The organism is Sulfitobacter sp. (assembly GCF_041552635.1).
Lineage (GTDB): Bacteria > Pseudomonadota > Alphaproteobacteria > Rhodobacterales > Rhodobacteraceae > Sulfitobacter.
The window spans coordinates 1-9,185 of the sequence record NZ_JBFEKM010000159.1; the positions used below are offsets into that span (position 1 = coordinate 1).

Here is a 9,185-nt window from a genome sequence, read left to right on the forward strand (position 1 = left end):
CTGCGCTGAAATTACCGCGAAAAGCGGCCCACTGAGGGCTGCAAAAAGGATGATCATCACGAATGCGACCGGAAAAAGAGCCAAGTGCAGGTAAATCCGCAGCCCCGCGATTGCGGCCATGTTATCGGCCATCCAGCGTTCAAGACGCCCGGTGACGCCGCCCAAAACCGGCAGATAGACCAGTGCCACAACCAAAGATGCCGACAGAACAAAGATTAAGGTGACCGGCAGCATGCCCATGAACTGGCCGGGTACACCGGGCCAGAACAGCATGGGCAAGAACGCGCAAAGCGTCGTCGCGGTTGATGAAATGATTGGCCAGAACATCCGCTTGGCGGCGGTGACATAGGCCTGCATTGGGCCTTCGCCTTGTTGTTGACGCGCATCGGCATATTCGACCACCACGATCGCACCGTCCACCAACATGCCCACGGCCAAGATAAGCCCGAACATCACGATGTTCGAAATCGATATCCCCATCAGCGCCAGAAAGGCGAAACACAGCAGAAACGACGTTGGAATGGCAAAGCCCACCAGCAACGCCGCCCGAATGCCAAGGGCGGCCAACACCACGATCATCACCAATGCAATCGCGGTCAGAACCGACCCGATCAATTGTTGCACCATGCTGTCCACGATACGGCTTTGGTCGTTGGAGGTCCCGATCTCAACGGCGGCTTTCAGCCCTTCGGGCCACGCAGCGCTTTGTTCGGCGACCACTTCCTTGACGCGGGTCGAGGTGTCGATCAGGTTAAAGCCCTTGCGTTTGACCACCTGCAACGCCAGCGTTTTTTCGCCGTTGAAGCGTGCCGTGCCTTCGCGGTCTTCGAAGGTCAGATTGATTGTGGCCAGATCACCCAAGGTGACGACGCGGTCGCCGTTGGTCTTGACCGGCAGGTTGTAGACATCGCGAGGGTCATCGAAAGACGACGGGATTTTGACGGCAAAACTGCCCTGATCCGATTGCACTTCGCCAGCTGCGATCAGCTGGTTGTTGTTTTGCACCACGTTGATCAATTCACCGGCGGTGACGTCATATGCCTCAAGGCGCAAAGGGTCGATCAGCACCTCGAGCATCTCGTCGCGGTCCCCGGCCAGACCGGCTTCAAGCACCGCGTCGACCCCTTCAAGAGCGTCTTGCAAGTCGCGCGCCACACGGGCCATGGTGCGTTCTGGCACGGGGCCGGTCAGGTTGACGATGATGATCGGGAATTCGGAAAAGTTGATCTCGGTGATCGAATATTTCTCGTAACCTTCCGGGAATTTGGCCTCCGCGGTGCTCATCGCGTCGCGGACGTCGGCCATGATCTTGGTCTTGTCCCAGCCGAATTCAAACTCAAGCGCGACGCCGGCATAGTTCTCAGAGGCCGTGCCGCTCATGGTTTTCAGACCGTCCAGATCGGACAGCTCGGTCTCCATCGGTTTGACAAGCAGAGTTTCACTATCGGCGGCCGAAATGCCGGGGAACTGCACCGATACAAACAGGGCAGGGATTTCGATGTCGGGCTCGCCCTCTTTGGGCAAGGTCGAATAGGCATAGCCGCCTACGACAAGGCTTAGCAGGATAAACGCCATGACCATGCGCGCACGGCCCGCAGCCCAATCGACGATACCGTTCATTGGGTGACCTTGCGCAGGGTCGGTGCGACGGTGACGCCTGCGGTGACATATTCTTGGCCCAGCACGATGATCGTGACGGTCTCGGGCAGCCCGACCACCCAGATGCCCTGCGGTGTGTCGCGGACCAGTTCAACAGGGTTAAAGGCCACGACATTGTTTTCATCAATCGTGCGCACCCCAAGAATGCCGTCGTCATCCAGCGTCATCGAGGATTGCGGAATCAGATGCGCATTAACCCCCGCAGAGGCGATTGCGATTTCCACAGTCTGCCCATCGCGGATGCTTAGATCCGGATTCGGCACGTCGATTTCAACCCGAAAGGTACGGGTCGATGGATCGGATGCGCGCGAAATAAAGGTGACTTGACCGTTGATCTGACGGTTTCCGGCGGCCAGACGTGCGGCTGCGGGGGCCCCTAGGGTCACACGGTCGACTTCGGTTTCGGGCACAAAGCCCACCAGCTTGATCGGATCGAGTTGGATCACCCGTGCGCAGATCGACCCTTTTTGCAGCAGGCTGCCCAATTCGGCTGTGTCGCTTTCAAGCAACCCCGCAAAGGGCGCGGTCAGCGTCAGACGGTCGATTTCGGTCTGGGTGACGGCGACGGCGGCATCTGCGGCCTCGATCCCGGATTTGGCGGCATTCAACCCTGCTTCTGCAGAACTGACGCCGGCACGGGCGGCAGCGACAGCGGCCCCGGCAGTCGCAATCTGCGCGGTGGACGAAAACCCGTCCTCGCCCAGCTTGGTGGCGGCGTTAAAACGGATCATCGCCTCGTCCAGCCGTGCTTGCGCTTCTACAACACGGGATTCGGATTCCGGAACGCGTGACGCGGCTTCTGCGCGGCGGGCTTGCGCTTCTTTTTGGGCTGCATCCCGTGTGCCTATGTCCAGTTCGCATAGCGTGTCCCCAGCCGCGACACGCGACCCTTTGCGCAGGGGAGGCGAGGCCACAGTGGCCGAGGTTTCCGCTTGAACGTCAACTTGGCGCGCCGCTGCGGTCTGGCCGCGCACGATAACGGCGGATTCCAGCGATGTGGCGGTGCTGCGTTGCACAACGACTTTTACCAGCCCTTGGTCGGCCACCTGGTTCGGGGCCGGATCGGCAGTCAGGGATTCGGTTGCTTCATCGCTTTGGCCTATCCCGACAGCGGCCATCAGGGCGTCACGTTGAAAGATCGCCATATACATAAGGAAGGATACGGCGATTGCCGCAATTATTGGAAAGATGCGCATTGGGAACCTTTGGGGTAAATCGCCATGGTCAAGAATAAATAAGATGGCAAATAGTTAGTTCAATGCACCTAAACCGGACAGAATACTTTGTCAAAAATCCATCAATCTTTCCCTGTTTGTGCGGCACTCGCCAAAACACTGTGCAGTCAGGCCCTTGGCAGGGTGGCGGCTGCGCGTTAAGACAAGCATCAAATTAGGGCGGATCGGGCAAAAACATGAGCGATACAGACAGTTTCATCGACGAAGTGAACGACGAAGTTCGGCGCGACCGCTTCTATTTCATGCTCAAGCGCTATGGGTGGATCGCCGTTCTGGCCATCGTGCTGATCGTCGGTGGTGCAGCGTGGAATGAATACCAAAAAGCACAAGCGCGCAACAAAGCCGAAGCCTTGGGCGATGCAATGTTTGCCGCGCTGACCTTGCAAGAAACTGAAGGGCGGGCCGCAGCCCTTAGCGCGATTGAGGCGGATACGCCGCGTGCCTCTGCGGTATTGGGGTTCCTGGCCGCCGCCGAGCAGGTGGAGGCAGGGGACAAGGCTGGCGCGGTGGAAACGCTGAACGCAATCGCCGTGAACGGTGACATTCCCGCCATCTACCGCGAGATGGCGCAGCTGAAATCGGTCACCCTGCAAGGCACGGACACCCCTGCCAACGAACGCCGTCTGGCGCTCGAAGCATTGGCCCAGCCCGGCAACACGCTGCGTTTGCTGGCCGAAGAACAGCTGGCGCTGATCGAAATTGAGGAAAACAACCCGCAGGGGGCGATTGATCGCTATCAGGCGATCTTATTGGATGCCGAAGTCACCGCAGACTTGCAACAACGCGCCCTTCAGGTGATTGTGGCACTGGGCGGGGAACCCGACATGGGCACCGCCGCACCTTTGGCCGGGTCCGACGGGACCTCGCAGGCAGATGCGCAGAACAATTAAGACCGTCCCAAGACGCGTCGGATGACACGAGTTAAGAGCAAAGCGAGCAGGGCCATGACCAATCTCCACAGCGACCTTGATACGCGCATGACGTTAAAGCCGGCCCGTGGCGGTCTGAAAGTCAGGCGTGCCGGTCTGGGCATCGGGGCAGTGATCGCGTCCTTGCTGTTGTCAGCCTGTGCCGAGCCCGAAGTGATTCTTCCCGGTTTGCGGCAAGACGTGCGGTCGGTGCTGCAAAATGATGATAGTTTGCTAGCACCCGCCGATATCGCAATTCCCGCCAACACAACCCGCGCGATTGCCCTGCCCAAGGCCGTCAATAACGCAAGCTGGTCCCAATCGGCAGGCACGCCAAGCACACGCGTCGCCAATGCCGCGCTGCGAAGCGCGCCGCAATTGGCGTGGTCATCGAACATCGGCCAAGGCGACAGCCGCAAGCAGCGCATCACCGCAGCACCCGTTGTGTCGGGGGCGCGTGTGTTTACCATCGATTCAAGCGCGTTGGTTACGGCGACGTCGACCTCGGGTGCTGTTTTGTGGACCCGAGACCTGACCCCGGCCAGTGATGGCGGGGGCGATGCGACCGGCGGTGGTCTGGCTGTGGATGGCGACACGCTTTATGTCTCTTTGGGCTTTGGCATCGTTTCGGCCCTTGATGTTGCAACTGGTGGCACGCGGTGGTCGCAAGATATCGAAGGGACCGGTTCAGGGGCCCCGACGGTTTACGGCGATCTGATCTATTTCACCTCGGGTGACGATTTGGGCTGGGCCTTGAACAAATCCAATGGACGCGTGCAGTGGCAGACCGGTGCCAGCACCAGCATCAGCAACGTGCTGGGCGCGCCAGCCCCCGCGATCAGCCCCGACATTGCAGTGATGGCATTTGGGTCCGGCGAAGTGCAGGGCCTGTTCCGTCAAGGCGGCTTGGACCGCTGGAACACCTCTGTTGTGGGCAAACGCCCCGGGCGGGCATTGTCCAATATCTCGGATGTGACAAGCGGGCCGGTGATTTCCGGTGATACGGTTTATGTCGGCAACCAATCGGGTCGACTGGCGGCGCTAAGCCTTGCCGGTGGCGAACGCCGCTGGGTCGCCCGCGACGGTGCGATAGGGCCGGTTTGGCCCGCAGGGGACAGCGTTTTTGCGATCTCGGATCTGAATGAACTGGTGCGGCTAGATGCAAACACAGGCCAGCGGATCTGGGGCGTGCCCTTGCCGAATTTCGTCAAGGACAAGCCGAAACGCCAATCCGAAGTCTTTGCCCATTATGGCCCGATTATTGCCGGTGGCCGCGTGATCATTGCATCAAACGATGGCAAGCTGCGCAGCTTTGATCCGACCAATGGCGCGCTTGTGGGCAGTGTGGAGATCCCCGGTGGGGCGACCACGGCACCTGTCGTCGCAAGCGGTACGCTGTATGTCGTGTCGTCCAAAGGGCAATTGCACGCTTTCCGTTGACCGCGAAATAGGCTAGAGCGCAGGCTTGACCTGACCTTCGGAGCATTCCATGTCCTTCACCCTCGCCATCGTGGGCCGTCCCAATGTGGGAAAATCCACGCTGTTCAACCGTCTTGTCGGTAAAAAACTGGCCTTGGTCGATGACCAACCCGGTGTGACCCGTGACCTGCGCGAAGGGGCCGCACGGCTTGGCGATCTGCGCTTTACCGTGATCGATACCGCAGGTCTGGAAGAAGTCACCGATGACAGCCTTCAGGGCCGGATGCGCCGTTTGACTGAACGGGCCGTGGATATGGCCGATATCTGCCTGTTTATGATTGACGCCCGCGTCGGTGTGACCCCGTCCGATCTGGTGTTTGCCGATATCCTGCGCAAGAAATCCGCCCATGTGATTCTGGCCGCCAACAAGGGCGAGGGCCGGGCCGCCGATGCCGGCGTGATCGAGGCATATAGCCTTGGACTGGGCGAACCGATCCGGATGTCCGCAGAACACGGCGAAGGGTTGAACGACCTTTACAGCCAGTTGATGCCGATCGCTGACGGCTTTGCCGAACGGGTGGATACGGACACGCCAGATACAGACGTAGACCTGACCGAGGAAGAAGCAGAACTGGGCGACGAAGACGCGCCCATTCCTGTGCCAACCAACGCAAAGCCTTTGCAAGTTGCCGTCGTAGGCCGCCCGAATGCTGGTAAATCCACGCTCATCAACCAGATTATGGGCGAAGACCGTCTGCTGACGGGCCCCGAGGCGGGGATTACCCGCGATGCGATTTCCTTGCGCACCGTTTGGGATGACGTGCCGATGCGTATCTTTGATACGGCGGGCATGCGCAAAAAGGCCAAGATTCAAGAAAAGCTTGAAAAGCTTAGTGTCAGCGATGGTCTGCGAGCGGTAAAGTTCGCCGAGGTCGTTGTGGTGCTGCTGGATGCCGAGATACCGTTTGAACAGCAAGACCTGCGAATCGCGGATCTGGCCGAACGCGAAGGGCGTGCGGTCGTGATTGCGGTGAACAAATGGGATCTTGAGACCGACAAACAAGGCAAGCTTAAGGATCTACGCGAAAGCTTTGAACGCTTGCTGCCGCAGCTTAAAGGCGCGCCCTTGGTAACGGTTTCGGCCAAAACCGGCCGTGGCCTTGACCGCCTGCAACAGGCAATTATGCGCGCCTATGATGTGTGGAACCGCCGGATTACGACCGCCCAGTTGAACCGCTGGCTTGCTGGCATGATGGAGGCCCATCCGCCCCCCGCGCCCCAAGGTAAGCGGATCAAACTGCGCTATATGACGCAGGCGAAAACCCGGCCTCCTGGCTTTGTTGTGATGTGTAGCCACCCTGATAAGGTGCCGGAAAGCTATAACCGCTATCTTGTGAACGGCTTGCGGATCGACTTTGACATGCCCGGATCGCCGATCCGTTTGTGGATGCGCGGCCAGTCAGATGCCAACCCGTATAAGGGGCGCAAAAAGGCCAAGCCGTCAAAGCTGCGCAAACATACCGACGGCCACCGCAAGGACCGCTAGGCGCGCCCGAGTTCTTCGAATAAACTAGACCGGTGTTTTTGAAAACGCCGGTCAGCCCCTAGGCCTTGCGCCAAGACCTATAGGTCGGAAGCAGCAGCGCAATCGCCCCGCCGGCGGCCAATGCGGCCACGGTGGGCGCGGCCGCCATGTTCTGCACCACAACCCCGATCAAGGCCCATATTACAGCGATGCCATAGGTTGGTGCCCGCATCAGCGTCGATTGCACCCCTGCGGCGATCACGATGGCCAATCCCACAAACACCAATGCTGCGGTATCTTCGTTGACCCAGCCATATCCCGCCGCCAACAGGCCAAGCGACACGCAAGACGCCGCACTCAGCCAGCCAGCGTATAACCCGACCGGCAGGGCCGCGTACCAGTGGTTGTCTTGCGGTGATTTGAACAGCGCCACCAGTGCTCCGATCAGCATCACCCAGATCAGCACCGCCGCCCAGATCGGGCTGGCCACGGCCACCGCGAGCCAGAAACAGCCCACGAACAGCGAAACACACAGCGGCACGCGCATGTCATGCCAGATGAAATCCTCGCGGGCTTTCCACAGGCCCCACGCCATCCCGATGATCAGCCACAGATAGATGACGCCCCAGATCGAAAACGCATAACCCGCTGGCTGGACCGGCGGGTTTACCTGAGGAACCGGAAACTGGTCGGGGTCAAACCCGGCAAAGCTGGTCACGAAAAACGGCGATGCGGCAAAGCCAATGGCCAGCAGCAATGTCAGTACAGCAGTCAGGGTGCGTCCCACGGGGATATCCTTGTCAAAAATCAAGCCTCTGCCTCAGATAGTCTGCGGCAGAGGCGTTTCAATCAGACCAGCACGCCATCTGTTCCCAAAAGAGTCTTGCCGCCCAGATAGGGGGCCAGAACGTCGGGCAGTTGCACCGATCCATCTGCTTGCTGGCCATTCTCGAGCACCGCGATCAAACAGCGCCCTACGGCCAGACCTGACCCGTTCAGCGTGTGCACAAATTGCGGTTTGCCGCCATCGGCAGGCTTGAACCGTGCGTTCATGCGGCGTGCCTGAAATTCACCGGTCGTGGAAACCGAACTGATCTCGCGATAGGCGTTTTGGCCCGGCAACCACGCTTCGATGTCAAAGGTGCGCCGCGCGCCAAAACCCATGTCGCCGGTGCACAGCAACACGGTGCGGTAGGGCACACCCAGCCGTTCCAGCAGGTTCTCGGCGCAGCCGAGCATGCGCTTTTGTTCGTCGTCCGACGCGTCGGGATGGGTGATCGACACCATCTCGACTTTTTCGAACTGGTGCTGGCGCAGCATGCCGGATGTGTCACGGCCTGCCGATCCTGCCTCGGACCTAAAGCAAAGCGTATGCGCGGTCATGCGGCGGGGCAGGGTGGCTTCTTCCAGCACATCGCCCGCCACCGAATAGGTCAGCGTGACTTCAGAGGTCGGGATCAACCACCAGCCGTTCGTGGTCTGATAGCTGTCATCGCCGAATTTCGGCAGCTTGTCGGTGCCATACATCGCCTCGTCGCGCACCAGCACGGGGGTCACATATTCGGTCAGCCCGTTGTGATCCACATGGGTGTCGATCATGAACTGCGCCAGCGCGCGGTGGATACGCGCCACAGCGCCCTTGAGCATCACAAACCGTGCGCCCGAAATCTTGGCCGCCGTTTCAAAATCCATCGACGCGGCGACGCTGGCAATCTCGAAATGCTCTTTCGGGGCAAAGTCATAGGACGGCACGTCGCCCCAGCGGTTCACCTCGACGTTGTCATTTTCATCCGCACCCTCGGGCACATCATCTGCGGGCAGGTTGGGGATGCGCGCCAGCTTGTCGGTCAGCTTGGCGTCCAGATCCTTGGCATCGGCCTGCATCTGCGCGACCTCGGCTTTCTTTTCCGTCACAAGGGCGCGCAGGCGTTCGAATTCGGCGTCGTCGCCTGATGCCTTGGCGGCACCGACCAGTTTAGAGGCCTTGTTTTGTTCGGCCTGCGCAGTTTCGGCCGCATTGATCATCCCGCGCCGCGCCGTGTCCAGAGCAAGGATTTCGCCCGTAACAGGCGCATCCCCGCGCCGCGCAAGGGCCGCGTCAAACGCATCAGGGTTCTCGCGGATGGCTTTGATGTCATGCATGGGTCTGTCCTTTGATCTTGAATCGCCTGAGGCCTTGCCCGCCTTATGCCCGATTGTAGATCGCGGGGCCAGATGTGGTGTTAGGCGGGGTTATCGGGGTCTTGTCCGATAGAACGCTGGAAGGCGCGCCATTTGGTGTCGAAGTCCCAGCCTAAATCTTTCTTGCTCCAGTGGGGAGGCCAGCTTTCGTTATCGGGGCCATGGCCACCGGGCAGGGTGACGGTGGCATCACCAAACATTTGCTGCAATTGGTTTGGTCCTATGTTAATTTTTGTAAAATTAACCTTCTTCAGCGCC

The 9,185-nt window shown here is 59.6% G+C and carries 8 protein-coding genes; 3 read left to right on the top strand and 5 right to left on the bottom strand.

The genetic code is table 11. From position 1 onward, the window contains the following. Positions 1 to 1,620, bottom strand: a 1,620-nt coding sequence (locus tag ABYT07_RS16365; RefSeq protein ID WP_372993103.1) for an efflux RND transporter permease subunit, incomplete at its 3' end; no start/stop codon positions are given. Further along, on the bottom strand, positions 1,617 to 2,855 hold the full coding sequence (locus tag ABYT07_RS16370) for an efflux RND transporter periplasmic adaptor subunit (RefSeq protein WP_372993104.1): 1,239 nt from the start codon (positions 2,853 to 2,855) through the stop codon (positions 1,617 to 1,619). The genes ABYT07_RS16365 and ABYT07_RS16370, both read right to left, overlap by 4 nt. 215 nt (positions 2,856 to 3,070) lie before the next feature. On the opposite strand from ABYT07_RS16370, the gene ABYT07_RS16375 reads away from it, so the two are divergent. From ABYT07_RS16375 to der, 3 genes are read left to right on the top strand one after another with little or no spacing between them, the layout of a single operon-like run. After that, positions 3,071 to 3,784 carry a hypothetical protein gene (locus ABYT07_RS16375; RefSeq protein ID WP_372993105.1) on the top strand — a complete coding sequence of 238 codons (714 nt, stop codon included), beginning with the start codon at positions 3,071 to 3,073 and terminating at the stop codon, positions 3,782 to 3,784. 54 nt (positions 3,785 to 3,838) lie between these two features. Next, positions 3,839 to 5,242, top strand: a complete 1,404-nt coding sequence (locus tag ABYT07_RS16380; protein WP_372993106.1) for a PQQ-binding-like beta-propeller repeat protein — start codon at positions 3,839 to 3,841, stop codon at positions 5,240 to 5,242. Between the two features lie 49 nt (positions 5,243 to 5,291). Further along, positions 5,292 to 6,767: a ribosome biogenesis GTPase Der gene (der, locus tag ABYT07_RS16385; protein WP_372993107.1), complete on the top strand. Its 1,476-nt coding sequence runs from the start codon at positions 5,292 to 5,294 to the stop codon at positions 6,765 to 6,767. Positions 6,768 to 6,825: 58 nt separating this feature from the next. Here the strand turns inward: der and ABYT07_RS16390 are convergent, their stop codons facing one another. The 3 genes from ABYT07_RS16390 to ABYT07_RS16400 all read right to left on the bottom strand — a co-directional run. Then, on the bottom strand, positions 6,826 to 7,533 hold the full coding sequence (locus tag ABYT07_RS16390; RefSeq protein WP_372993108.1) for a hypothetical protein: 708 nt from the start codon (positions 7,531 to 7,533) through the stop codon (positions 6,826 to 6,828). Positions 7,534 to 7,595: 62 nt separating this feature from the next. Beyond that, positions 7,596 to 8,888, bottom strand: coding sequence for a serine--tRNA ligase (gene serS / locus ABYT07_RS16395; protein ID WP_372993109.1), 1,293 nt, complete (start codon positions 8,886 to 8,888; stop codon positions 7,596 to 7,598). An 80-nt stretch (positions 8,889 to 8,968) separates the two neighbouring features. Beyond that, positions 8,969 to 9,185 (bottom strand): hypothetical protein (locus ABYT07_RS16400; RefSeq protein ID WP_372993110.1); only part of this gene is annotated, 217 nt, incomplete at its 5' end.